This is a genomic window from Companilactobacillus bobalius (genome assembly GCF_002179915.1).
In the GTDB taxonomy this organism is placed as follows: Bacteria; Bacillota; Bacilli; order Lactobacillales; family Lactobacillaceae; genus Companilactobacillus; species Companilactobacillus bobalius.
The window spans coordinates 156,501-179,582 of sequence record NZ_MYFM01000001.1; the positions used below are offsets into that span (position 1 = coordinate 156,501).

28 protein-coding genes are annotated in these 23,082 nt (G+C 34.0%); 19 read left to right on the plus strand and 9 right to left on the minus strand.

Features of this window, described 5'->3' with window-relative positions; genetic code table 11:
• Window positions 1-54: 54 nt before the first annotated feature.
• Window positions 55-1,353 (minus strand): YhgE/Pip domain-containing protein, encoded by a 1,299-nt coding sequence (locus LKACC16343_RS00790; RefSeq protein ID WP_056952687.1) that lies wholly within the window; start codon window positions 1,351-1,353, stop codon window positions 55-57.
• A 242-nt stretch (window positions 1,354-1,595) separates the two neighbouring features.
• Between LKACC16343_RS00790 and LKACC16343_RS14235 the strand changes: the two genes are divergently transcribed.
• Together LKACC16343_RS14235 and LKACC16343_RS00800 are read left to right on the plus strand one after the other, a co-directional pair.
• Complete coding sequence (locus tag LKACC16343_RS14235; RefSeq protein ID WP_158106704.1) at window positions 1,596-2,165, plus strand: TetR/AcrR family transcriptional regulator C-terminal domain-containing protein; 570 nt, start codon at window positions 1,596-1,598, stop codon at window positions 2,163-2,165.
• A 230-nt stretch (window positions 2,166-2,395) separates the two neighbouring features.
• Entirely contained in the window at window positions 2,396-3,208 is an 813-nt protein-coding gene (locus tag LKACC16343_RS00800; RefSeq protein ID WP_056952685.1) for an alpha/beta hydrolase, read from the plus strand.
• A 12-nt stretch (window positions 3,209-3,220) separates the two neighbouring features.
• On the opposite strand, the gene LKACC16343_RS00805 is transcribed toward LKACC16343_RS00800, so the two are convergent.
• Both LKACC16343_RS00805 and LKACC16343_RS00810 read right to left on the minus strand, forming a co-directional pair.
• Window positions 3,221-3,541: a DUF4260 family protein gene (locus LKACC16343_RS00805; protein ID WP_056952683.1), complete on the minus strand. Its 321-nt coding sequence runs from the start codon at window positions 3,539-3,541 to the stop codon at window positions 3,221-3,223.
• A gap of 265 nt (window positions 3,542-3,806) precedes the next feature.
• On the minus strand, window positions 3,807-5,027 hold the full coding sequence (locus LKACC16343_RS00810; RefSeq protein WP_056952682.1) for a M20/M25/M40 family metallo-hydrolase: 1,221 nt from the start codon (window positions 5,025-5,027) through the stop codon (window positions 3,807-3,809).
• Between the two features lie 99 nt (window positions 5,028-5,126).
• Here LKACC16343_RS00810 and LKACC16343_RS14240 point away from each other — a divergent pair, with 99 nt between their 5' ends.
• Window positions 5,127-5,300: a hypothetical protein gene (locus LKACC16343_RS14240; RefSeq protein ID WP_156638754.1), complete on the plus strand. Its 174-nt coding sequence runs from the start codon at window positions 5,127-5,129 to the stop codon at window positions 5,298-5,300.
• Window positions 5,301-5,367: 67 nt separating this feature from the next.
• On the opposite strand, the gene LKACC16343_RS00815 is transcribed toward LKACC16343_RS14240, so the two are convergent.
• Entirely contained in the window at window positions 5,368-5,547 is a 180-nt protein-coding gene (locus LKACC16343_RS00815) for a hypothetical protein (RefSeq protein ID WP_056952680.1), read from the minus strand.
• A gap of 157 nt (window positions 5,548-5,704) precedes the next feature.
• On the opposite strand from LKACC16343_RS00815, the gene LKACC16343_RS14465 reads away from it, so the two are divergent.
• Window positions 5,705-5,836: a hypothetical protein gene (locus LKACC16343_RS14465; RefSeq protein ID WP_087721244.1), complete on the plus strand. Its 132-nt coding sequence runs from the start codon at window positions 5,705-5,707 to the stop codon at window positions 5,834-5,836.
• A gap of 49 nt (window positions 5,837-5,885) precedes the next feature.
• Here the strand turns inward: LKACC16343_RS14465 and LKACC16343_RS00825 are convergent, their stop codons facing one another.
• Window positions 5,886-6,392, minus strand: a complete 507-nt coding sequence (locus tag LKACC16343_RS00825; RefSeq protein ID WP_056952678.1) for an aminoacyl-tRNA deacylase — start codon at window positions 6,390-6,392, stop codon at window positions 5,886-5,888.
• A gap of 156 nt (window positions 6,393-6,548) precedes the next feature.
• Between LKACC16343_RS00825 and LKACC16343_RS14245 the strand changes: the two genes are divergently transcribed.
• The 10 genes from LKACC16343_RS14245 (at window position 6,549) to LKACC16343_RS00870 (ending at window position 14,123) form a co-directional block, all read left to right on the plus strand.
• A complete protein-coding gene (locus LKACC16343_RS14245; RefSeq protein ID WP_169790146.1) occupies window positions 6,549-6,719 on the plus strand; it encodes a hypothetical protein in 171 nt (56 codons plus the stop codon).
• 99 nt (window positions 6,720-6,818) lie between these two features.
• Window positions 6,819-7,220, plus strand: coding sequence for a hypothetical protein (locus LKACC16343_RS00830; protein ID WP_056952677.1), 402 nt, complete (start codon window positions 6,819-6,821; stop codon window positions 7,218-7,220).
• A gap of 63 nt (window positions 7,221-7,283) precedes the next feature.
• Window positions 7,284-8,201, plus strand: a complete 918-nt coding sequence (gene prmA, locus LKACC16343_RS00835; RefSeq protein WP_056952674.1) for a 50S ribosomal protein L11 methyltransferase — start codon at window positions 7,284-7,286, stop codon at window positions 8,199-8,201.
• Window positions 8,182-8,931, plus strand: a complete 750-nt coding sequence (locus LKACC16343_RS00840) for an RsmE family RNA methyltransferase (RefSeq protein WP_056952672.1) — start codon at window positions 8,182-8,184, stop codon at window positions 8,929-8,931. The genes prmA and LKACC16343_RS00840 overlap by 20 nt, the downstream gene beginning before the upstream one ends.
• 11 nt (window positions 8,932-8,942) lie before the next feature.
• Window positions 8,943-9,284 carry a hypothetical protein gene (locus LKACC16343_RS00845; RefSeq protein ID WP_056952670.1) on the plus strand — a complete coding sequence of 114 codons (342 nt, stop codon included), beginning with the start codon at window positions 8,943-8,945 and terminating at the stop codon, window positions 9,282-9,284.
• Between the two features lie 176 nt (window positions 9,285-9,460).
• Entirely contained in the window at window positions 9,461-11,692 is a 2,232-nt protein-coding gene (locus LKACC16343_RS00850) for a RelA/SpoT family protein (protein WP_056952669.1), read from the plus strand.
• Entirely contained in the window at window positions 11,693-12,130 is a 438-nt protein-coding gene (gene dtd / locus LKACC16343_RS00855) for a D-aminoacyl-tRNA deacylase (protein WP_056952667.1), read from the plus strand. It abuts the gene before it with no gap.
• Complete coding sequence (locus tag LKACC16343_RS00860) at window positions 12,131-12,757, plus strand: HAD-IA family hydrolase (RefSeq protein WP_234032570.1); 627 nt, start codon at window positions 12,131-12,133, stop codon at window positions 12,755-12,757. It begins immediately after the preceding gene.
• Between the two features lie 57 nt (window positions 12,758-12,814).
• Window positions 12,815-13,678: a GNAT family N-acetyltransferase gene (locus LKACC16343_RS00865; RefSeq protein WP_056952666.1), complete on the plus strand. Its 864-nt coding sequence runs from the start codon at window positions 12,815-12,817 to the stop codon at window positions 13,676-13,678.
• A gap of 46 nt (window positions 13,679-13,724) precedes the next feature.
• Complete coding sequence (locus LKACC16343_RS00870) at window positions 13,725-14,123, plus strand: hypothetical protein (RefSeq protein WP_056952664.1); 399 nt, start codon at window positions 13,725-13,727, stop codon at window positions 14,121-14,123.
• Between the two features lie 106 nt (window positions 14,124-14,229).
• Here LKACC16343_RS00870 and LKACC16343_RS00875 read toward each other — a convergent pair whose 3' ends face one another.
• The 4 genes from LKACC16343_RS00875 to LKACC16343_RS00890 form a co-directional block, all read right to left on the minus strand.
• Entirely contained in the window at window positions 14,230-14,757 is a 528-nt protein-coding gene (locus LKACC16343_RS00875) for a histidine phosphatase family protein (protein ID WP_082604532.1), read from the minus strand.
• Window positions 14,758-14,770: 13 nt separating this feature from the next.
• The gene (locus LKACC16343_RS00880; protein ID WP_056952662.1) at window positions 14,771-15,073 is read right to left on the minus strand and encodes a hypothetical protein; all 303 of its coding nucleotides are present in this window, start codon (window positions 15,071-15,073) and stop codon (window positions 14,771-14,773) included.
• 64 nt (window positions 15,074-15,137) lie between these two features.
• Complete coding sequence (locus tag LKACC16343_RS00885) at window positions 15,138-15,656, minus strand: histidine phosphatase family protein (protein WP_082604531.1); 519 nt, start codon at window positions 15,654-15,656, stop codon at window positions 15,138-15,140.
• An 86-nt stretch (window positions 15,657-15,742) separates the two neighbouring features.
• Window positions 15,743-17,035 carry an N-acetylmuramoyl-L-alanine amidase gene (locus LKACC16343_RS00890; RefSeq protein ID WP_056952660.1) on the minus strand — a complete coding sequence of 431 codons (1,293 nt, stop codon included), beginning with the start codon at window positions 17,033-17,035 and terminating at the stop codon, window positions 15,743-15,745.
• A 375-nt stretch (window positions 17,036-17,410) separates the two neighbouring features.
• On the opposite strand from LKACC16343_RS00890, the gene hisS reads away from it, so the two are divergent.
• The 5 genes from hisS to LKACC16343_RS00915 all read left to right on the plus strand — a co-directional run bounded on the left by hisS (window position 17,411) and on the right by LKACC16343_RS00915 (window position 22,753).
• Window positions 17,411-18,682, plus strand: a complete 1,272-nt coding sequence (gene hisS, locus LKACC16343_RS00895) for a histidine--tRNA ligase (protein ID WP_056952658.1) — start codon at window positions 17,411-17,413, stop codon at window positions 18,680-18,682.
• Between the two features lie 2 nt (window positions 18,683-18,684).
• On the plus strand, window positions 18,685-20,454 hold the full coding sequence (gene aspS / locus LKACC16343_RS00900) for an aspartate--tRNA ligase (protein ID WP_056952657.1): 1,770 nt from the start codon (window positions 18,685-18,687) through the stop codon (window positions 20,452-20,454).
• 393 nt (window positions 20,455-20,847) lie between these two features.
• Window positions 20,848-21,288 carry a peptide-methionine (R)-S-oxide reductase MsrB gene (gene msrB / locus LKACC16343_RS00905; RefSeq protein ID WP_056952655.1) on the plus strand — a complete coding sequence of 147 codons (441 nt, stop codon included), beginning with the start codon at window positions 20,848-20,850 and terminating at the stop codon, window positions 21,286-21,288.
• Window positions 21,289-21,807: a peptide-methionine (S)-S-oxide reductase MsrA gene (gene msrA / locus LKACC16343_RS00910; RefSeq protein WP_056952654.1), complete on the plus strand. Its 519-nt coding sequence runs from the start codon at window positions 21,289-21,291 to the stop codon at window positions 21,805-21,807.
• Between the two features lie 67 nt (window positions 21,808-21,874).
• Window positions 21,875-22,753, plus strand: a complete 879-nt coding sequence (locus LKACC16343_RS00915) for a YitT family protein (RefSeq protein ID WP_025086126.1) — start codon at window positions 21,875-21,877, stop codon at window positions 22,751-22,753.
• Window positions 22,754-23,082: the final 329 nt, after the last annotated feature.

The window sequence follows — 23,082 nt, forward strand, 5'->3', positions numbered from 1 at the left end:
TAGGTCGCAAACTTAGAATTTTAAGTTTACGACCTATTATTTTGGAACTTTTTATTAAATTTCAAGTGGTTCATGAAGCATTACGAAGTGAAATTTGGCAATCGATAGGGCATTAAATCCAATGATCATGGCAATCATTATTAGAATATCGGATTGAATACTTAAATTAGTAGAAATGGTTGAACGTAATGAATCGATAAGATAAGTCATTGGTAACCACTGATTCATGGTTTGAGCAAAATGTCCAACTAATTGCATTGGATATAATCCTCCAGAAGAAACTACTTGGGTGACTAAGATAATTGATACCAACCAAGTACCAACACCTCCCAGAAGTGTACTTAAACAAAAAATCAATGATTGAAATAATAATGAACCCAAGATCAACTCACCAAATAAATTAAATTGAGAATTAACCTGTAAATTATTCAATTTTGTCAAAGTGAAAAATAGAATAACTGATTGAACGATGCCAACTGTTGTGACAACAGAGGCCTTAGATAGCCACCAACCCAAGGCTGAAGTTGGTTTCTTACGGGGATCATTGTCATACATGGTTCCTAAAGCAATTCCTCCAACATAGAGGCCAAGTGCGATTGCAAATGGAGCCATTCCAGTACCGTTATTAGGTACTTTATTAATATCGGTTAAATGTTCAGAGATAGGAGTTGCCAAATGATCGGCTGTTTGGTCATTTTTAGAAATTGTATTCAATCTGGCGGCTCCGCTTAGCAAAGCTCCTGATAATTGTTGAGTTCCGGCCTTTAATTGAGGAGATGGTGATTGACTGGATATCTGATTAGTAGCTGTCCCAGCTTCGACCATACCATTTTGAGCACCACTTAGAGCTTTGAGAATAACTTTTGAATATGTAGATGTTACTTGTTCAGATACCTTTTGATTAACATTGGTTGCGGCTCCGGTAGTTATTTTAGAAACAATAAAGTTCTGACCAGAATTGATTTTATAATTAATTTTCATTTTTTGAGGATGTGATGAAAGTAAAGTGGTTGCATTTTTAGAAAAGTCTTTGGGAATAATAATGGTCATATAGGATTTACCTGAATGCAACCGCTGTTCAGCCTTTGTTGAACTTGTCTCTTCAAAATCAAAGGTATCTTTATCCTTGAGACTTCTTGTTAAATTATCACCAATCGTAATTTCTTTGCCATTGAAAACTACTGATTTATCTTCGTTAACAATGTTTACTGGAATATGATCTACTTTCCCATAGGTATTCCACATTGAAGAGAGATAGATATAACAGTAAATGGCAGGAATTAAAGCAATTGCCAATAACACTATTAAAAATTTTTTATTATTTATGAGGTATTTCCATTCTGATTTAAACATGATTGAAATCTCCTTCAATAATTTTTTATACAACCGCATAATAGATTTTTAATATTGAGGGAGCAATATGCAAAAACAGATAAAGTGTTGAGTGGATATGACTGTATTTTTAAATAAATCCAAATATGCTTGTGTTGTATCGGTGACAAAAATACGAGAAGTGTTTATTTATTGAATTTAAATTATTTTGGATTATTATCGACTTTAAATAAACAGTCAGTTCATTTAAGAGGTGTTCTCTGATGGAGTCTAATGAAAAAAGATTAAAAACAGAAATGAAAATTCAACGGGCCTTTATCAAAATTGTTAGTGCTGAAGGATTTGATAAGTTGGCGATTAGCGCTTTGATTAAAGATGCTAAAATCAATCGTGGAACCTTTTATATTCACTATTTGGATAAATATGATTTGAAATCTCAATATGAAAAAGAAATAATTTTGGATATCCAAAATATATTTTCAAATTATAAGAAACCAAGTTTAGATAAATCATTGAATAAGAATAATGCTTTTTTACAATTATTCAAATATCTCTATCGTCAAAAAGAATTGTCTATATTGTTGTTGAAGGATTATGATTCCAAATTTGTTAAAGATATTAAAAATTTAGTGCTATCTATTGCATCTAATGCCACAGAAAATGATGATAAATTGCCAAAAAATTATGCTAATGAACTCCTGTCGCAGGGGATATTGGACTTTTTGATCTATTGGCTTGAAGGTACTCCTGTATTAAAGCCTCAAAAAATTTACGATATTTTTATCTATACGAGAACATTGAATCCTGAACAACTTTCCAATCGATGCAAATAAGGCTAGACAAATTTATAACGAATTTGTCTAGCCTTATTTTTTATAAATGAACAGTTTTAATTCATGAAATTGTCTATAAGCAACTGATTAATAAACGGTTTAAAAAATTATTTAATCAACAGAGTGTTCATCTTTGATTATTGTTGAATTAGTATCTAGGTTTTATTATCTGTACTGAAATAAGAAAAGTTATCTTTCAATATTACTTATCAAGGTTGAGGTAATTAACGATGCTTAAGAAAAATATGAAATGGATAATTTATTTTCTTTTTTTTATTTTATTAGCTAGTGGCTTTGTAGAACAATCATCAAAGATAATGCAGATATTCAATTCAAATTATATGTCGCCGATTGTCATGGTTCCTGGTTCATCGGCGGGAGAAAATCGATTTGATTATTTAATTTCCAATCTACCAAGAGAAAAGAATCATTTTAGACATAGTGTTTTAAAAGTCGAAGTGGACGAGAACGGTAAAATGAAATTTCATGGTGGAATTTTAAGTATAGATAATCAACCTATCATAGTGGTGTCCTTTCAAAATAATCGTGATGGATATCGGAATATCAATCAACAGGCTAAGTTGCTTGGTAAAGTTATGCAAAGTTTACAAGCTAGGTATGGCTTTACAAATTTTAGGGCTCTTGGACATTCGAATGGTGGTTTAATCTGGACATTAGCAATTGAAAAGTATATTAAAATTTCAAGAATGCATCTCGATTGTTTGATGACGATTGCGACACCTTATAATTTGCGTGGATCAAAAATGTTGGGTGAGCTAATTCATAACCGCAATAAGATTCCTTATAATACTACAATTTATTCAATTGCTGGCGCTAAAAACTATTCGACCGATGGTCTAGTCAAGGTAGATTCTGTTTATAGTGGGAAATATATTTATCAATCTCAGGTTAGATATTTTACTGAGATTACCTTAACCGGAGAAAACACTAGCCATTCAGATTTGCCAGAAAATAGACAAGTTATTGGGATTGTTTCTAACTATTTATTTAATAATTTGGCTGAAACCAAAACATTTTACTAATTGAAATCTGAACTACATTGTTTTTCTTGGAAATAAATTCCAGCCAAGAGTTCGATCTATCGAAATATGGAGTAACCAAATAATCATGCTACTGGTAAATAAGTTATTTGATTTAGTTATTAAGTTTACGGATAACAGAATAAGTGGTAAGAGTAACGTATGAGATAAGTTATAAGCTTTCTCACCTGTCTTGGTGGAAATGAAAAATCCCAATGCAGTAATATCGGGAATTAAATATTGAATAGGTATCAACCCCCAATTTCCCATGTGGCTATAAACGATTAATAGAGTAATGGATAGTGAAGCGTATTCATAACGATAGATTTTCGTCATCAAGAACATCTCCTATGAATTTATTTAAAAATAAAATAACATGGGACCTAACAACCAAGTCAAATAAAGGAATTAGGCAGGAAAAAATATGAATACTTCAGAATTTACAAAATATAAGTTATTGCTTTTCGATATTAAAATAAAACATGAAAATCATAACTAAGGACTGTCATGAAAAAGTATCCTATTTAGATAAAAAAACTACTAACCCTCAAAAATTTATAGGTTAGTAGTTTTTTGTAATATAAAGTACATTTTAAATGGATTAAGCAAAATACTTTTCAGCAAGAGTCTTGTAGATATCAATATATTGCAAATAGTCGTCTTCAAAGACAAATTCATTAATTTGATGAGCACTTTCATTACCAGGTCCGGCAACAACGACATCCAAATCGTGGTTAGCTTGAACAAACTTAGAAGCATCAGTACCACCAGGTGCACCTACGGTCAAAATGTTGACACCAAGCACATCTTTATAGCTATCACGCACTAATTGAATGAAGTCTGAATTGATATCAGTCTTAACGGGCCAGTTGCTACTCTTCAATTGAAATTCAAGATTCATACGTGGATTCTCTTGGTTCATCTTGTCGATCATATCTTTTAATTCGGAAATGATTTTGTCATTACCATATTCAGGAATTGTTCTGATTTTAACTGTCATTTCTGCATAATCTGGAATAGTATTTTCTTGTTTACCGGCATTCATAACAGTTACTGATGGTTTAGTTGTACCAAGAACGTCATCCTCGGTAACTACTAAATTCTTGAAGTATTCAGCTTGTTTATTATAGTAGGTAATTAAGTTGTCTAAGGCATTGATTCCCACTTCAGGCATTGAACTGTGAGCAGCTTTACCATGTGAAACAACTTTATATGTAACTGATCCTTTATGGGCACAAAAAGCTGCAATTCTAGTTTCAGGTTTAGCACCATTAGTTTCAACTAATCCGTTGTCAATCAATTGTTCCATAACTAGACGGGAAGAAGAGTTACTTGGTTCACCAACAACAAGGGCATTTAAGTCATCAGCATAGCCTTCTTTAGCAAGTTTTTCGGAACCAATTTCTCCAACTTCTTCACCGACAGTTGCAATGAACTTGATATTTCCGTTAAAATTAGGATCATCATTTAGTTCAATCAAAGCGATGGCAAGACCGGCAAGACCACTCTTCATATCAGAAGAGCCACGACCAAAAATTTTACCATCGATATGTTTAGGATTGAATGGTCCGTAATTCCACTTACTGTCATCAACTGTTGCGACAACATCTTCGTGACCAGTAAAGCCAAGGATAGGGCCATCATTATTTTTGATGGTTGCAATTAGATTATAACGATTATCGGCGTATTTATTTAATTCAACGTTGATACCATGTTTTTCAAATAAATCTTTAAGATAGTTAGCGACGATTTCTTCACGATCATTAACTGTCTCTAGTTTGATTAAGTCATCTAGAACACTGAGTCTTTGTGCTTTGTCCATTTTTAATCCTCCAAGATAATGTATAATGTTCTTAATAAATGTTTCACTTACTATTTTAGTATTCTTTATTTGAAAATAATAATAAAAGGGATGTATTAAATGAAATTATTAATGAAATTAGACCTTTGGTTGGGAATTTTGCTATTAGTTATTGCAGTATTAGGTTTTATCTTTAAGTGGTTCAGCAATTCCAACCTGATTTCGGCAGCGGTAGCAGGGGCAGTATTACTTTTGATTGCGGCTACATCTGATGTTGATAAAGTAGAGAAATAAAAAGATCCCATTGTAGTAGCCTTGTACAGCTATTGCAGTGGGATTTGTTTGTTTTTAAAATGTATTTTTAATTAACTTTTTTACGTCCCTCAGGGGTATATTTGTCCCTTTGGTGTTTCTTGTATAGGTAGTGAATTCCACCAATAATAGCCAAGATAACGACCAATGGTAAAATTATATGAATGAAAAACGAAAATAGTAGCAAGGCTATAAAGAAGCCTAAAACATACTTCCAAATATTGTTCATTGAATTCTCCTTTTTTATTGTAAGACAATTCTTATTCATAATTGATTTAAAGTCAAGTGAGACACTTTGGTTGACTTTAAATTCTATAGCCTGTATTATAATCCACAGTCGCTACCCTCTATAAGAAACACGGAACATAAAGGAGGCGTGAATAATTATGAAATACAGAATTCTATTAGATCTAAACGATCAATTATTCACAGCAGTTGATATTAATGATAGCAATCGTTATGGTAACGGTACAACCATTCAAAAAGCAATTGCTAATTTAAAACAAAAAGCTGCATAATAATTTTATAAATTATCTAGTCGAGATGATATTCATCTCGGCTTTTTTGTTATTCTGGATTATCAACCGCAAAATCACCAAATTCGGCATCAACGGCTTTAGCCAAGTCGTGAGGTTCAACTAGTAAGGATTGACCAACTTTCCCAGCAGATACGATGATCTTTTCAGCTTCGTCAGCTTCTTTGGAGAAGTAGATAGGATAATTGTGCAGTGAACGGATGCCGACAGGACTGTTAGCACCATGTTCAAATCCACTGGTTTTAATCAAGTCTTTAAGGGGAACCATGCCAACTTTTTTATTACCAGAGATCTTAGCTAATTTCTTGTAGCTTAGATGTTTATCTAATGGCAACATGCCAACTAGTGGGCCAGTCTTATTACCAGTCAGAACTAATGTCTTGTAAATTTTATAACCGTCGCGCGTACTTTCATCAGTAACCAACTCTTGAGTATCACCGTCGGTTTCAGTTGCAAAGGTCATAGGTTCATAATCAACTTTTTTCTTATCCAGAATTTTTTCTACTAATGTTTTTTGTATTTTCTTCTTTTTACTCATTTTTTCGTCACCAATCCCTAAAACTTAACTCTTACTTAGTATATAATAACAAAGCTATTAATTTTTGAAAGCAATCAAGAATTGTTGGCATAAAAAGATTGTTTTATTTTAAAGCTATTGTTATATAATTAAGCAACAGGATAAGGAGCGATTAGTATGAGTTTGTTTAAAAAACATCAAGAAGATCCTGCCGAAAATGATTTTAGTAAAATTTCACAAGAAATTAAGAATAGTCCTAAAAAATTATCTGAGGCTCAAAAATTATTTAAAAACAATGAATCTTTACGTAAGATGGTCGTTGACAAAAAGGAACAATCCGAGAAATAAGGATTGTTTTTTTTTATAAGTTTCTTTATTAATTAAAACTAATGCTTTTCATAAACAAAAACATATGATATTATATTGAAAACGAAGTGAGGTGTAATCATGGGAGCTATTAATAATAATTATCGCTTATTAGAAACAAATGTTTTATTGGATCGTTTTCTGACATATCGGGAGGTCTTTACAGAACATTTCAAGACAATGAAAGTAATTGAAAGGGGAGAAGCTTTGCGTTATGAAACTTATTCTCGCTTAGCCGATAATTACATTTCAAATGTTCATCGCTTTATTGATCTATGTGAGAGTTATATTGCAAAATATCACCTGGAAAATAGTCAACTAACAGAGAAACTTAATGATTATTTGGTGGAAGTGATTGATGCTATAAGTTGCTTGGATACCGACCGCAACCGAATTGATCATATTAAGTTAGAGCAAGCCAAACGAAAAATTCATCAAAAAGAAATAGAATTTATGAATGCAATTGGACTTTTAGCAAATTAAGCTGCTAAACGTCTTTTTTTTATGGTCGAATTTTAGTAATCTTATTACTAATGGAGGAACACTATGATTTGGAAAAAAGTAACAGTTGCAATACCAAATGATTTCGACCCTGAAATTATTTCCGAAGTTTTCATGCGCGTTGGTGCTAATGGAACGGAAATGGTCGATGATGAAAATAAAGATGTAAAAACAAAAATTAATTCCTATTTTGATGAAGATACATATGATGAAAAGATTGTTAATGAATTACAACAACAAATTAATAAATTGACGCAATTTGGTTTTAATATCAATGGTGTTGAAGTTTCTGTCAGTGAGTTAGACGATAGTAGCTGGCAAAATGAATGGGAAAAGTATTATCATCCAGTTAAGATTAGTCGCTATTTGACAGTTGTTCCTAATTGGGTCGATTACCAACCTAAACATGCAGATGAACATATCATTGTCATGGATCCAGGCAAGTCCTTTGGGACAGGAACACATCCAACAACGTATTCTTGTATGCAAGCTTTAGAATTGATTTTAGGCGATGCCAAGTCACTTTATGATGTCGGAACTGGTTCAGGTATTTTGTCGATTCAGGCTCGACAATTAGGTGTAAAGGATATTCAGGCGTTCGATCTTGACCCAGTTGCGGTTAAAGCAGCTAAAGAAAACATTCAATTAAATCCTGGATGCGAAGATATTGAAGTTTTTGAGAATTCATTATTAGATGGTGTTGATGGAAAAGTAGATGTGATCGTTGCTAATATGTTGGCTGATGTCATCTTGCAATTTATTCCGCAAATTGATTCTCATTTAAATGATAACGGATTTGTAATTTTATCTGGTATTATTAATGAAAAAGAAGCGTTAATCACTGAAAAGATGGCAGAACGTGGATTTGTTGTATTAGAGGTTTTCCACCTCAAAGGCTGGTCAACTCTAATTTGCAGAAGAAAAGAGGAATTCGAGGCAGAAGATGGAGCAATACTTCGTTAAAGAAACAATTGAAGAAGATAAGTTTGTTATTAATGATTTAGAAAGTTACAAACATATCGTCAAAGTTTTACGTCACAAAGTAGGCGATGTGGTTTATTTAGTAGATAATACTGAAAGTCTCTTTAAGGCCACTGTTACAGAAATTGATAATGATAATTCTAATTTGACAGTAGCAATTGAAAAAGACAATCGTTCTACAACTGAATTACCAATTGGGGTAACAATAGCTTGTTCATTGTCCAAAAAGGATAAAGTTGAATGGATCACTCAAAAAGCAACCGAATTAGGTGCTAAGAAGATTATTTTTTTCAACTCAAAGTATTCTATTATGCATTGGAAGAATAATGTCGTTGAAAAGAAGTTAGTTCGTTTACAAGAAATTGCTAAAAATGCTGCACAACAATCTAAGAGAAGAATCATTCCAGAAGTAGTTTATCTTGATAAGCTAGATAAATTGGTTGATATGAAAGAAGATACCAACTTAATTGCCTATGAAGAATCAGCTAAAAAGGGAGAAATCAGTCTTTTAGCGCAAACTTTACAAAAAGAACCAAAATCAATTATGTGTACGTTTGGACCTGAAGGTGGTTTTGCTCCCGATGAAGTTGATTTCTTGAATCAACAGGAATTCCTATCGGTTGGATTAGGACCAAGAATCATGCGTGCAGAAACAGCACCCATGTACTTTCTATCAGTGCTATCATATAAATATGAATTAACAGTAAAATGAGGAAATAGAACGTGAAAAATATTTGGAAAATGGTTGAAAAGTCGAAAACGACTTATATCACTTTGATCTCTATTGTTTTGGTTTTTATTATGCCAATTTTGTTTAATTTGTTTCATTTAGGTAGAACAAATCGTATTATTTGGCTATTCTTTATCATTAATATTTTGTTTGCTGGCTTTATTGGTTGGTTTTCAAGAAAATATGGATTGTCTTTCTATAATTTAGTCATCTTTCCAGTAGTTTTTGTTATCAGTGTTTTTGTAAAGTATGGAAGATATGGCTATTTCTTAGCTGGAATATATTTGGTATTAAGTATCTTGATATATTTCTTGTTTGAAGATGAACAAAAATAGTTCCAAATTAAATAGTCCACAGTCATATGATTGTGGACTATTGTTATATAATAGACTTATAGTAATTTTCAATATTTCGGTAAAACGATTTGTAATTTGACTATAAAATACTCATAATAATATATAAATTAAAAAAGCACTCATTGAGTGCTTTTTATTGTAGCGGGGTGAATTCAATGAAAAAAATTAAGGATTATACGCCAGAAGAAGTTTTAGATATTTGTCGTGGTTATATGAATGATGATCATGTTGAGTTTGTTAACAAGGCTTATAATTTTGCGGCCTACGTTCATAAAGAACAAAAACGTGCCACTGGTGAGCCATATATTATTCACCCAACACAAGTCGCTCAAATCTTGGCTTCTTTAAAAATGGATCCTTATACAGTCGCTGCTGGATATTTGCATGATGTTGTCGAAGATACAAATATCACGTTAGGGGATGTTCGTGAGTTATTTGGAGATCAAGTAGCTACTATCGTTGATGGCGTAACTAAAATCAGTAAATATAAATATCATTCACATCAGGAACTTTTAGCTGAAAATCACCGTAAGATGTTATTGGCAACAGCTAAAGATTTGCGTGTCATTATGGTTAAGTTGGCTGATCGTTTGCATAATATGAGAACACTTAAAGCTTTACGTCCTGACAAACAACGTCGTATTGCTAATGAGACTTTGGAGATCTATGCTCCATTGGCTGATCGTTTAGGTATTAGTAAGATTAAATGGGAACTAGAAGATCTTTCACTTCACTATATTAATCCGCAACAATATTACCGGATTGTTCATTTGATGAATAGTAAACGTGATCAACGTGAAGCTTATATCGCCGAGGCTATTGATTACATTAAGAAGAATGTTGACGCTTTGAATATTAAGTATGATATTTATGGTCGTCCTAAGCATATTTATTCTATTTATAAGAAGATGCGTGATAAGCATAAGCAGTTCTCCGAGTTGTATGATTTGTTGGCTATCCGAATTGTGGTCGAGTCAGTAAAGGACTGTTACGCTGTTTTAGGCTCAATTCACTCTAAGTGGAAACCAATTCCCGGTCGTTTCAAGGATTATATTGCCGTACCTAAGGCTAATGGCTATCAATCATTGCATACCACAATTATTGGACCTGGTGGACAGCCACTAGAAGTTCAGATTAGAACTTTTGCGATGCATCAAGTTGCTGAATATGGTGTTGCGGCTCACTGGGCTTATAAAGAAGGTAATTTTGAGGGAGTTCACTTGGATGACGATGAACAAAAAATCGATGTCTTCCGTGAAATTCTTGAATTACAGGAGAATTCTGACAATGCTTCTGACTTTATGAGGTCGGTTAAAGGTGAAATTTTCAATGATCGCGTCTATGTGTTCACACCGGAAGGTGAAGTTATTGAATTGCCAAAGGGTGCGGTTACTTTGGATTTTGCTTATCAAGTTCATACTGAAGTCGGAAATCATTCAATTGGTGCTAAGATCAATGGCAGAATGGTGCCTTTAAATTATCAATTGAAGAATGGCGACATAGTTGAAATGTTGACTAATTCCAGTTCTTCGCCAAGTCGTGACTGGGTGAATGTTGTCTTCACTTCTCGTGCTAGAAACAAGATCAAACGTTACTTTAGAACAAAAGATCGTGAAGAAAATATTGTCCTAGGTCGCGAACAGATTGAAGAGGAATTAAAGAATCGTTCCTTATCAGGTAAGAAGTATCTTGATAAGAAACATTTGGAAATTGCAATGAAGATTTTTAACTACACTGAACCTGATGAGTTGTTCAATGCGGTTGGCTATGGTGAGCTTTCACCAATTAACGTGGTACATAAACTCTTAAACGAAGATCCTGAAAAGAAACGTGAAGCTGAAAAGAAGGAACTTGAAGATCAGGTTATCACTGAGACAGATGAGAAACCTAAGCAACCACAAACTGAAAGTCCTAAGCTTCAAAAAGAACGTAATAATGCTAATAATAGTATTTCGGTTCAGGGAATCGATAATTTATTGATTCGTTTGGCAAAGTGTTGTAGTCCTATTCCTGGGGATGATATTGTCGGTTACATCACTAAGGGACGTGGTTTGACGATTCATCGTGCTGATTGTCCAAATGTTCAGAGTGAAGAGGCTAAGAGTCGTTTTATTGATGTTAGTTGGGATAACGTTACGAAAGAAAAACGTTATACAGCTGAATTGGATATTTATGCCTTTAATCGTAATGGATTGATCAATGAAGTTTTACAAGTCATCAATTCAAATACGAATACCCTTAATAATGTTATTGGTCGTCTAGATAAAGAGAAGATGGCAATTGTTCATGTCAGTATTGGTGTTAATAACAAGGAACATTTGGATAACATCATTTCTAAATTGAAGAACATCCAAAATGTTTATGAGATAAAGAGGACGGTAGCTTAGATGAAAGTTGTAATACAACGAGTTTCTGAAGCTAAAGTTACTGTAGATCAAAAAATCCTTGGTCAAATTGATCAAGGATTTTGTTTGTTAGTAGCTTTTGCGGACGAAGACAACGATGAAACTATTAATTATATGGCACGCAAGATAGCTAATATGAGGATATTTTCAGACACAGATGATAAAATGAATTTATCAATAAAAGATGTAAAAGGGTCAATTTTGTCGATCTCGCAATTTACTTTGTACGCCGATACCAAACATGGTAATCGACCAAGTTTTACGGGAGCTGGTAATTTTGAAACTTCTAGCAAAAAGTACGATCAATTCAATCAAGCTTTGAGAGATTATGATCTAAAAGTTGAAACTGGTGAGTTTGGAGCCGATATGCAAGTATCACTCACAAATGATGGACCAGTAACTATTTTAATGGAGCGATAAATGATGAAAAGTATTGTTTGGGATTTTGATGACACGATTGCTAATGGTTATCCGGGAATTGTGTCTGCTACTCAGAGATCACTACGAGAAAATTTCGATATTAGTTTGTCAAAAGATACTATTTTTAAGGAATCAAAGAAGACTTCAGTTCGTCAATTCGTAACTGAATTGTTAAAGGATCAAGAGGATCTTAAGCAAGCGGTCGACTTATTTTATAGTGTTTATCATCGATATGAAAAAGAATATCATGATAAAATCACGTTGGTTCCTCACATTAAGAATGTTTTGAAGTATTGCGATGAAAAACATTATATGCAATTTATTGTGACACATCGTGATCAATCTATCTACGATTTAGCCAAATCATTGGGTATTGAACACTATTTCAAAGAAATTATTAGTGTTGAAAATGGATATAAACGTAAACCTAATCCAGAGATGCTAGAATATTTGATAGAAAAATATGGCTTATCGAAAGATGATCTTTGGGTAGTTGGTGATCGAGAAATTGATGTTAAATTTGGTAAGGGTGTTGGCGCCCATACTATTTTACTCAATGATCAAGAAGTGGATTTTGATTATGAGAATCGAGTTAGTGATTTATTAGAAATTGAAAAAATTATTTAAATATAAAATCTCGACTGATCTTGAATTGGTCGAGTTTTTTATTTTTTGGAGGATAAAATGACTTATCAATTGATTAGGCAAGTGCGAGATGATTTGCCGTTGAGAAATAGTTTTATGGATTTGGCTAAGTCAACTTTTGATTTATCTTTTCAGGATTGGTATAAAAAAGGGTATTGGTCAAATAATTATATTCCATACTGTATAGTTGATCATAATCAAGTGGTAGCTAATGTTTCAGTAAATTTGATGGACTTTTCTTGGAGAGGACAAAGAAGACAGTATCTTCAAATTGGAACGGTTATGACTAACGAGAAGTATCGGTATCAGGGCTTATCTAGGAAGCTGATAAAGACTGTGTTGGGTGATTGGAAGTCTAAAGTTGATGCAATTTATCTTTTTGCTAATGATTCGGTATTAGATTTTTATCCTAAATTCGATTTTATTGAAGCCAAAGAGTATCAGCGCCAGATAACTGTTCAGCCAACTGCTGGAGACTTTCGCCGGTTGAGTATGAAAAGTAATTCTGATAGGAAATTGTTACAGCTCTTTTATAAGCAATCGAATCCATATTCTGCTTTTTCAATGGATGATAATTACGGTCTATTGATGTTTTATTGTGATGGTTTTCTAAGAAATAATCTATATTATTCTGAACGAAATCAGGTTATAGTGGTGGCAGAACAGGATGAATCGATTTTTACGTGTTGGGATGTTTTTGGCTCGACACAACATTCATTACAAGCTATTTTGAGTCAATTAGTTAGTAAAGAAACGACTGTTCAGTTAGGCTTCACACCAGTAATCAAGGATTTGCAATTTCATGTACGTGAAGAAAATGATGAAACTTTATTTGTTTATCGTACTGCTGAAAATTTATTTTCTGATAAGAAGTTGATGTTTCCATTGCTATCACATGCTTAGGGAATGTGTTATTCTAATAAAAAATATAGATAATGAGGATATATCTTTGGATACTGAATTAGTAAAATTAACGTATGATCAAATTGTGGCATTGCATTTACAAATTGAATCTGGCGATGAGATTGTTTTTAGTGAAAAAAGATTAAAGAGTAATCTTGAATTTTTAAATCAGTTTAACGATTTGGAACTCTATGCAACACACTTAATTTGCACAATGATCTGTGATGATATTTTTGAGAAATACAATCAACAGACGGCCTTAGTGGCTTTGGATTTCTTCTTACGTCAAAATGGACATGAATTAGATTTAGACAATGAATCAGAAAGAAACCAATTGTCAGAATTAATGAAAAAGATTAAAGAGGCTGATCAATTGAAGAAAGATGATTTAGAGGAAATTAGATTAGTATTGAGTAGTTGTATTCACACTAGTACAAACGAGTAAATAGTTTTTTTGAATAAAAATACAGCATCTATTTAGGAGCGTGGGCACAGAATCGTTAATTTTTGTGCGAGTGCATTTTATCCTAAATAGATGCTGTTTTGCATTATTAGTAATTTATTTGATAAATACCACAGTACGGTATGCTGGAAGTCATATCCATACCTGTCATCCAGCGAATAACTTGACCATGGGTAACACAACCAATGCAATCATATTTATCTTTATACTTGTCGAGTACTGAACTAACACGATCAATTATTTCTGGACCTGTTTCATAGTCGAAACCTGATAAATGAGTACCATTTAGATAATCATTATGAATTTGTTTCAATTGTTCGTAATTTTCTAATTTTCGACCGGGCTTATCAGGACGCCATTCGTGAAGTAATAATTCTACTTGTGTAGGAATAGTGGGATGTTGTTTGACTATTTCTAAAGCTGTTTCCATCGTTCGAGTATATGGAGAAATTAAAAGTAGTTGGATATCATTGAAAATTGGATTCTTAGCAGCATTTTGAGCAATTTTAATACCATTAGGTGTGATACGGCTAAGGTCACGACCATAACCAACGTAGTTATGACTATCGACCTGTGAAAAATCTGTTTCTGAATGACGAATTAAATAAACTTTCATAAGAAATTACTCCTTATTCTTCAGTTATTTTTTTGTACTGTTGACGATATTTCTTCCATTCAGGTTTGTCCATGAGAAAGGTTTTACCGGTGTCAAGGTTTCGAACGTTCAGTACGTAGGAAAAGACATAAAGATCCAGTAGAGAAGCGACTAGAAATAAGATTCCAACTCCTCGAATCATCAATGTAGCCAAACCGATAAATAATTCAAAATATTGTCGTTTATTATAAGTTCTGAATAACTTAGGCAATTTGCCATCTTGATCATACAATTCAGCGGTGCTTTTTTTAGTTAGTAAGTTTTTAAAATTACGCATATAAAAGGTCCCCTCAGTGATTCATTAAAGGTATTATAACAAAATTAAAATTATATTAAATGACTTACTTGTAATTAATTTCGTAAATTCCGCAGAAAGGAGTCATGCGGTCACCTGTGTATTGAGTCATCACGCCACCATGAGTAACACAGCCGATGCAAGAGTATTTATCCTTATAGCGGTCAAAAACGGAATTGACTCGTTGCATAACTTCCTCACGTGTTTCAAAGTCCAAATCTGATTTGTGAGTGCCATTTAAATAATCTTTGTAAGCTAAAGCTAGCTGTTTTTCAGTGACATCCATTTTACCAGATTTATCAGGACGCCATTCATGAAGTAACAGTTCGACTTGGTTGGGAATTTGATGATATTTTAAAATCTCTTGTGCTGTCTGCATAGTTCGAGTGTAAGGGGAGATCAGTAACATTTGAATTTCATTAAAAGCAGGGTCTTGCGCAGCTTTGTCAGCAATCTCGATACCTTTTGGCGTCAATCTGGTGAGGTCACGTGCTAATCCTGTGTAACCTGCAGCATCGACTTGGGAAAAATCTGGTTCTGAGTGGCGAATTAAGTATATTTTCATTTTGATGTCTTCTTTAGTGTTTTCTTTTACTATACCAAAAAAACTCTCTCAATCATTAATTAGATTGAAAGAGCTTTCTTTTTAATTTATTTGAAATATTCTTTTAAACCATTTGTGACATCTTGGGCCACTTGTTCACGGTATTTATCAGAATTAATGTACTTATAGTCACTGGTTGAGTTGATATAACCTAGTTCGATTAAGATAGAAGGTTGACTGTTATAATGCAAAACATACAAATCCTTTTGAGCAGTACCACGACTGCCAATAGACAAGCCCTTCAATTGACTATTAATGTCATCAGCCAATTTACCATCTTTATTGTGATTATAGTAATAAGTTGTGACGCCAGAGCCAGAATTAGCTTGGGCACTAGAATCAAAATGCAAACTGATAAAAGCATCGGCTTGAATCTTGCTGGAGAGACGGGCACGTTCACCAAGTGATTTACTATCATCACCGGAACGAGTCATGACAACACGAGCACCAGTTTTTTCAAGTTGTTGTTTAATGGCTTTGGCATATTTGAGAGTAAAGTTCTTTTCAAATGTGTCTTTCTTTGATTCAGCACCAGAGTCGTTGCCACCATGACCAGGATCCAAAACGATTGTAGCTTCAGAAATATTTGTAGCTGCTGATTTAACGGCACTCTTAGTTCCTGAAATAGTTACAACCCAACTGGCAACATAACCAACAGTACCATCAGAATCACGGACTTTGTACCATTTGCCATCTTTACTTAAATAGTCGAATTTCTTACCAACTTTAACGGATTTAACAACACGTCCATTTTGATCTGGCTCAATTCTAACTTTAGTATTTGGTTGTGTGACAGTCACTGTCTTAATATCATTATCAGAAGTATTTGAGGATCCAGAAGTTTTCTGAGTTCCTTGGATAAAGTTGGATTTAACCCAACCAGCAGTACCGTTATACAAGATCTGTGTCCAATCTTGTTCTTGATACATGATAGTAACCTTCTCCGATTGTTCGATTGTTCCGAGAACGTTACTATTAGCATCTGCATTTTTGAAAACAGTTGTGTTCGGTACTTTGACAATGCCCACTTTATTAGTGGCTGAACTTACTTCGGTATTATCAATTAGCCAGCTGGCAATCCAGCCGATTTTATCTCCGGATAATCTTACTTGATACCATTTGTTTTTTTCAGCTAGGATAGCTAGTTTGTCACCTTTTTTAACTTGACCCATATTAGCGTAGGCAAGTCCGGGTCCAACACGAACATTAACTGAGTTCGACTGAACGACGACCGAGTTAGCACTAGCTAAAGCAACCGTTGACCAACTCGACAAGGCAAGTAATAACAAAATAGCAACAAGAATCCGGTTTTTAATGAATAATTTAATTATTTTTTTCATTTAACTGATTCCTTTGTAGTCTAATTTACCGATACTACTATATGTATATATTACTGAAAAAAGCGCTAACTTGAAAGATACAATGTGAATTTTTTGGAAAAACTTCGTAGAAGAGGGAATAATTTTTCACATATTCCCAATAAATTCCAAATCTACCTTGACTTTAAAGGCTATTTCGGATAGTTTATAAATATATTCGAAATCAGATAATTACCTTACAGAGAATCTGGCTGCTGAGAACAGATAGTAATTGATTGCGTGACGTTTCTAATCGTTTGGCAGGCGTTAACTGCAGCAAAAATACTAGGTGGTACCGTGCAAAAGAGCACCCTTGTCTGAATTAGACAGGGGTGTTTTTTTATTAAGGAGGATTTTATGCGTTATCAAAAACCAAAAGGGACAATGGACATTTTGCCTGGAGAATCAGAAAAATGGCAATATGTAGAATCTGTTGCCCAAGATACTTTTAATAAGTATCGTTTTTCTGAAATCAGAACACCAATCTTTGAATCATATGAAGTTTTTGAACGTTCGTCAGGTGATACATCTGATATCGTTTCAAAAGAAATGTATGACTTTAAAGATAAAGGTGATAGACATATTGCTTTGAGACCTGAGGGAACAGCCGGTGTTGTTCGTGCTTATGTTGAAAATAAGTTATATGGACCGGAACATATCAAACCTTACAAAGTTTGGTACAAGGGTCCAATGTTTAGATATGAACGTCCACAATCTGGTCGTCAACGTCAATTCCATCAAATTGGGGTTGAAGCTTTTGGTTCAGATTCTCCTGAATTAGATGCTGAAATTATTACTGTAGGTCTAGAGTTCTTGAATCGTTTAGGAATCAAGAATTTGAAGGTGGCTTTGAACTCATTAGGAGATCCAGAGTCACGTGCAGCTTATCATAAAGCTTTAGTCGACTACTTCACACCATTTAAAGACCAATTGAGCGATGACTCGAAAGTTCGTTTGGAAAAGAATCCATTACGTATTCTTGATAGCAAGGATGCAGAAGATAAGAAAATTGTTGCTAATGCACCATCTATCTTGGACTATTTGAATGATGCTTCTAAGGAACGCTTTGAATATCTACAATCATTATTGGATGATCTTGATGTAAATTACGAAATTGATCCAACAATGGTTCGTGGACTTGATTATTATAACCATACTATTTTTGAATTCATGGTAACTGATCCTGCATTCGACAACAAAGAAATCACTGTTTTGGCTGGTGGTCGTTACAATGGCCTTGTTGAAGAACTTGGTGGACCAGAAACACCAGGTATCGGATTTGGACTTGGTGTGGAACGTTTAATGTTGTTGCTTAAGGACGAAGACATTCCTAGTCAAAATGATTTGGATGTTTACTTAGTAACAATTGGGGACAAAGCTGAACGTGCTTCAGTGAAGATTCTTTCTAACTTGCGTAAAGCAGGTTTTGTTGCAGATAAAGATTATCTACAAAGAAAAATCAAAGCTCAATTCAAGACAGCCAATAATTTGAATGCTAAATACACTGTAACTATTGGTGATACAGAGTTAGAAAATGATACAGCCAATGTTAAAAATATGGCAACTGGCGAACAAGTCAGCGTATCATTAGAAAACTTAGCCGAAGAATTGAAAAAAATCGAGGGATAAACATGGAAGAAAGAACAGATTATTGTGGCAACATTACTGAAAAGTATGTTGGTCAAAAAGTTTCTCTAGACGGTTGGGTTCAACGTCGCCGTGATTTAGGTGGACTAGTTTTCGTTGACCTAAGAGATTATAAGGGGATTGTTCAATTAGTATTTAATACAGATCATCAAGATGTACTTGATGTAGCTGAAACATTGAGATCAGAATATGTTATCAATGTTATCGGTACAGTTAGACTTCGTGGTGAAGGTGCTACAAATGATGATATGACAACCGGTAAAGTTGAAGTTGTCGTTGAAAAAGTTGAAATTCTTAACAAATCATTGACACCACCATTTGAAATCAAAGATGGTATCGACTCATCTGAAGAAACTAAATTAAAGTATCGTTATCTTGATTTACGTAGACCTGAAATGCAAAAGGCAATCAGAACTCGTGCTCAAATCAAGCATTCAGTTAATGAATACCTATATGAAAATGGTTTTATTGATATCGAAACACCAAATCTAACACCATCAACACCAGAAGGTGCTCGTGATTACCTTGTTCCTTCACGTGTTTACCCTGGACGTTTCTTTGCACTTCCACAATCACCACAATTGTTCAAACAATTATTGATGGTCGGTGGCTTTGACCGTTACTTCCAATTGGCTCATTGTTTCCGTGATGAGGACCTTCGTGGTGATCGTCAACCAGAATTTACACAAATTGATATTGAAACTTCATTCATGAACAAGAAAGAAATTCAAACTGTTACTGAAGGACTTATTGCCCGTGTTATGAAGGATGAAAAGGGTATTGAAGTTAAGACTCCATTCCCAAGAATTGACTGGGACGATGCTATGGACCGTTATGGTTCAGATAAGCCCGATGTTCGTTTTGGTATGGAACTACAAAATTTGAATGATGTTTTGAAAGATACAGAATTCAAAGTCTTCAAGAATACTATTGATAATGGTGGTCAAGTTAAAGCTATTGTTGTTAAAGATGCTGCTGACAAGTATTCACGTAAGAATATTGAAAGCTATCAAGAATATATCAAACGTTTTGGTGCTAAGGGACTTGCATGGTTCAAGTACAATGACGATGATATGACTGGTGGTGTATCTAAGTTTATTAAGGATCACAAAGATGCTCTTGTTGACCGTCTAGGCCTTGAAAATAATGACTTAGTACTATTTGTTGCTGATAAGAAGAAAGTTGTTGCTGACGCTTTAGGTTACTTGAGAAAAGCTATTGCCAAGGAACAACACTTATATGATCCAAATGAATTTGCCTTTATCTGGGTTGTTAACTGGCCATTATTCGAATATGACGAAGGAATTCAACGTTGGACTGCCGCTCACCATCCATTCACAATGCCAAATGAAGAAGATGTTCATTATCTAAACGATGGTGAAGATCCTCATAAAGCCTATGCTCAAAGTTATGATATTGTCTTGAATGGTTATGAGCTTGGTGGTGGATCAATCCGTATTCACGATTACAAGATTCAAGAGAAGATGCTTAAAGCCTTGAACTTCACCAAAGAAAAAGCTTATGAACAATTTGGCTTCCTACTAGATGCCTTGCAATATGGTTGTCCACCACATGGTGGTTTGGCTATTGGTTTGGATAGATTTGCTATGCTTCTTTCAGGTAAGGATAACATCAGAGATGTTATTGCGTTCCCTAAGAACTCAAATGCTACAGAACCAATGACACACGCTCCACTTGAAGTTGCAAAACAACAATTGGATGACTTAGGTATTGAAGTAAGTAAAAAAGACTAGAGAGCGAAGCAAGGGAGTTACCCTTTCGTAGCTCGTTTCCACAATTGAAAATGGAACAATGGTTCTCTAAAAACATCAAAATAACCGTGGTAATAATCAATTTAGATTATTATTGCGGTTATTTGTTTTGACTAAAAGTATTTCTGTTTTCATAAATAAATTGTAAAGTCCGCGGATGAGAGAATGTTTTCTAAAGTATTTTTATATCTGAATATTCCATTGCAATATAATAGTTTATTGTTGTAAACTTAGAACAATATTAGAAAACTATTTAAATTGTGTGCAATTTAACAAACTAACCGATTGCGGGAGTATGTTTTTGAGCATATTTGTAGATTTAATATTTCTGATGTTTATACTGGAACCTGTAGTAATAGAGAAGGAGTGTTTTTTATGGCAGAGTATAAGAAAAATTTAGAAGGTTTATCTAGTGAGGAATTAGATGTAACCCAAAATGCAGCAACAGAACGTCCTTTTAGTGGCAAGTATGATGATTTTTATCAAAAAGGAATCTACGTTGATATCACAAGTGGTGAACCTTTGTTTTCATCAGCTAAGAAGTATGATGCTGGTTGTGGTTGGCCTTCATTCAGTGAACCAATCGCTAAGTTAAAGGAAAAACGCGATACAAGATTGAGTAGAGAAAGAACTGAAGTAAGAAGTGAAAATGCTGATTCTCATTTAGGACATGTTTTCACTGATGGTCCACAAGAATTAGGTGGATTGAGATATTGTATTAATTCTGCAGCCTTGAAGTTTGTTCCATATGATGAGATGGATGAAAAAGGATACTCAGATTATAAGAAATACGTTGAAGAGGGAGATGCAGAATAAATGAAAGAAGAAACCGCAATTTTTGCTGGAGGCTGTTTCTGGTGTATGGTCAGTCCCTTTGATCAACAACCTGGTATTATTTCTGTTATTTCTGGTTATACTGGCGGTCACGTCGCTAATCCAACCTACGAACAAGTATGTACTGGTACCACAGGGCATACAGAGGCTGTTAAGATAACTTATGACGCTGATGTTATTTCTTACCAACAATTAGTTGAAACTTACTGGCAAGTCGCTGATCCAACTGACGCTATGGGTCAATTTCAGGATCGTGGCGATAACTACCGCCCAGTAATTTATTACGCTAATGAAGAACAAAAAGCCATTGCTGAAAAATCTAAAGAGGACTTAGCTAAGTCTGGAGAATTTGATGATCCTATCGTTACTCAAATTCTTCCCGCTAAGCCATTTTATGACGCTGAAGACTACCACCAAGACTTTTACAAGAAGAATCCTCTAAGATACGAACTTGAAGAAAGCGGCGGTCGTGGGGAATTTATTAAAAAACATCGTAAATAAATCTAAAATTCTGATCATTTGTGCTAATATGTTTAGGTAACTTAAGACAATTAGGAGAACTTTTAGTATGGGTGAATTAGATAAGTTGATCGAAAGACATCAATACTTATCCAAAGTTTCAGTAGCATTTTTATATTCAATTGCTGTATCAGTTGCGGTTAACATGTTTTGGACACCGGGGGGAATTTATGGTTCCGGTGTAACTGGTGCCGCTCAGCTGATTTCAACAATTTCACATCGTTGGCTGCCATTTAATTTATCGACAGCGGTAATGTATTTTGCATTGAATGCGCCACTGTTTGTGTTATCTTGGCGAAAAATTGATCACAAGTTTACTGTTTTTACAGTGATTGCGGTTGCTTTGGCCAGTACGATGATGCATTTGTTGCCTCCAATCAAAATCACTGCTGATCCGTTGGTGTGTGCAATTTTTGGTGCTGTAGCTAATGGATTTGGTACAGGGATGGCATTAAGAAATGGTATTTCAACTGGTGGAATTGATATTTTAGGAATCATTTTGCGTAAGAAAACTGGTAAGAGTGTGGGAACGATTAATATTATGTTTAATATCTTTATCGTTGCCTGTGCTGGCTTCTTATTTGGTTGGGTGCACGCTTTGTATAGTGCGGTCAGTATCTTTATCAATGGTCAAGTTATTGATATGATTTATAACAAGGATCAGAAACTTCAGGTTATGATTGTTACTTCCAAACCTAAGAATGTTATTACACAGATTCAAAATGAAATGAGACGTGGTATTACGATTGTGCATGATGCCGAGGGCGCCTATAAACATGAAGAGAAAACAATTCTGTTTACAGTTATCTCACGTGCTGAGTTACATGATTTAGAGACCGCGATGATTAATTCGGATCCACATGCGTTTGTCAGTGTCACGGATACTGTCAAGGTTATGGGACGATTTTATCAGGCTCATATATATTAAAAAGGACAAAACCGTTTGGTTTTGTTCTTTTTTTGTCGAAATTAGTTGCTTCATGTTTGACTGTATGACTTAAGAATAATTCTTTATATTTGCTGTTAATTTCATAATATTGATTGATTTTAGTATTAAAAATGCTTTTTTACTTGTCATTGTAATTAAAAAAAAGATTGATTAAGAATAAATATTTTATTAATTAAACAATATTGTCACAACTATCCTTGATATATCAATATACAATACAAATTTTTGTTTGTAGAAAATTTTCTACATAAAAATGGAATTTATAAAATATTTGCCACTTACAAAATGTTTTATAAAAGAGATATTAA

Excerpts from the sequence above, each read along its gene's own strand:
- LKACC16343_RS00790 (WP_056952687.1), bottom strand. The coding sequence starts at position 1,353 with ATGTTTAAATCAGAATGGAAATACCTCATAAATAATAAAAAATTTTTA.
- LKACC16343_RS14235 (WP_158106704.1), top strand. The coding sequence starts at position 1,596 with ATGGAGTCTAATGAAAAAAGATTAAAAACAGAAATGAAAATTCAACGG.
- LKACC16343_RS00800 (WP_056952685.1), top strand. The coding sequence starts at position 2,396 with ATGCTTAAGAAAAATATGAAATGGATAATTTATTTTCTTTTTTTTATT.
- LKACC16343_RS00805 (WP_056952683.1), bottom strand. The coding sequence starts at position 3,541 with ATGACGAAAATCTATCGTTATGAATACGCTTCACTATCCATTACTCTA.
- LKACC16343_RS00810 (WP_056952682.1), bottom strand. The coding sequence starts at position 5,027 with ATGGACAAAGCACAAAGACTCAGTGTTCTAGATGACTTAATCAAACTA.
- LKACC16343_RS14240 (WP_156638754.1), top strand. The coding sequence starts at position 5,127 with ATGAAATTATTAATGAAATTAGACCTTTGGTTGGGAATTTTGCTATTA.
- LKACC16343_RS00815 (WP_056952680.1), bottom strand. The coding sequence starts at position 5,547 with ATGAACAATATTTGGAAGTATGTTTTAGGCTTCTTTATAGCCTTGCTA.
- LKACC16343_RS14465 (WP_087721244.1), top strand. The coding sequence starts at position 5,705 with ATGAAATACAGAATTCTATTAGATCTAAACGATCAATTATTCACAGCA.
- LKACC16343_RS00825 (WP_056952678.1), bottom strand. The coding sequence starts at position 6,392 with ATGAGTAAAAAGAAGAAAATACAAAAAACATTAGTAGAAAAAATTCTG.
- LKACC16343_RS14245 (WP_169790146.1), top strand. The coding sequence starts at position 6,549 with ATGAGTTTGTTTAAAAAACATCAAGAAGATCCTGCCGAAAATGATTTT.
- LKACC16343_RS00830 (WP_056952677.1), top strand. The coding sequence starts at position 6,819 with ATGGGAGCTATTAATAATAATTATCGCTTATTAGAAACAAATGTTTTA.
- prmA (WP_056952674.1), top strand. The coding sequence starts at position 7,284 with ATGATTTGGAAAAAAGTAACAGTTGCAATACCAAATGATTTCGACCCT.
- LKACC16343_RS00840 (WP_056952672.1), top strand. The coding sequence starts at position 8,182 with ATGGAGCAATACTTCGTTAAAGAAACAATTGAAGAAGATAAGTTTGTT.
- LKACC16343_RS00850 (WP_056952669.1), top strand. The coding sequence starts at position 9,461 with ATGAAAAAAATTAAGGATTATACGCCAGAAGAAGTTTTAGATATTTGT.
- dtd (WP_056952667.1), top strand. The coding sequence starts at position 11,693 with ATGAAAGTTGTAATACAACGAGTTTCTGAAGCTAAAGTTACTGTAGAT.
- LKACC16343_RS00860 (WP_234032570.1), top strand. The coding sequence starts at position 12,131 with ATGATGAAAAGTATTGTTTGGGATTTTGATGACACGATTGCTAATGGT.
- LKACC16343_RS00865 (WP_056952666.1), top strand. The coding sequence starts at position 12,815 with ATGACTTATCAATTGATTAGGCAAGTGCGAGATGATTTGCCGTTGAGA.
- LKACC16343_RS00875 (WP_082604532.1), bottom strand. The coding sequence starts at position 14,757 with ATGAAAGTTTATTTAATTCGTCATTCAGAAACAGATTTTTCACAGGTC.
- LKACC16343_RS00880 (WP_056952662.1), bottom strand. The coding sequence starts at position 15,073 with ATGCGTAATTTTAAAAACTTACTAACTAAAAAAAGCACCGCTGAATTG.
- LKACC16343_RS00885 (WP_082604531.1), bottom strand. The coding sequence starts at position 15,656 with ATGAAAATATACTTAATTCGCCACTCAGAACCAGATTTTTCCCAAGTC.
- LKACC16343_RS00890 (WP_056952660.1), bottom strand. The coding sequence starts at position 17,035 with ATGAAAAAAATAATTAAATTATTCATTAAAAACCGGATTCTTGTTGCT.
- hisS (WP_056952658.1), top strand. The coding sequence starts at position 17,411 with ATGCGTTATCAAAAACCAAAAGGGACAATGGACATTTTGCCTGGAGAA.
- aspS (WP_056952657.1), top strand. The coding sequence starts at position 18,685 with ATGGAAGAAAGAACAGATTATTGTGGCAACATTACTGAAAAGTATGTT.
- msrB (WP_056952655.1), top strand. The coding sequence starts at position 20,848 with ATGGCAGAGTATAAGAAAAATTTAGAAGGTTTATCTAGTGAGGAATTA.
- msrA (WP_056952654.1), top strand. The coding sequence starts at position 21,289 with ATGAAAGAAGAAACCGCAATTTTTGCTGGAGGCTGTTTCTGGTGTATG.
- LKACC16343_RS00915 (WP_025086126.1), top strand. The coding sequence starts at position 21,875 with ATGGGTGAATTAGATAAGTTGATCGAAAGACATCAATACTTATCCAAA.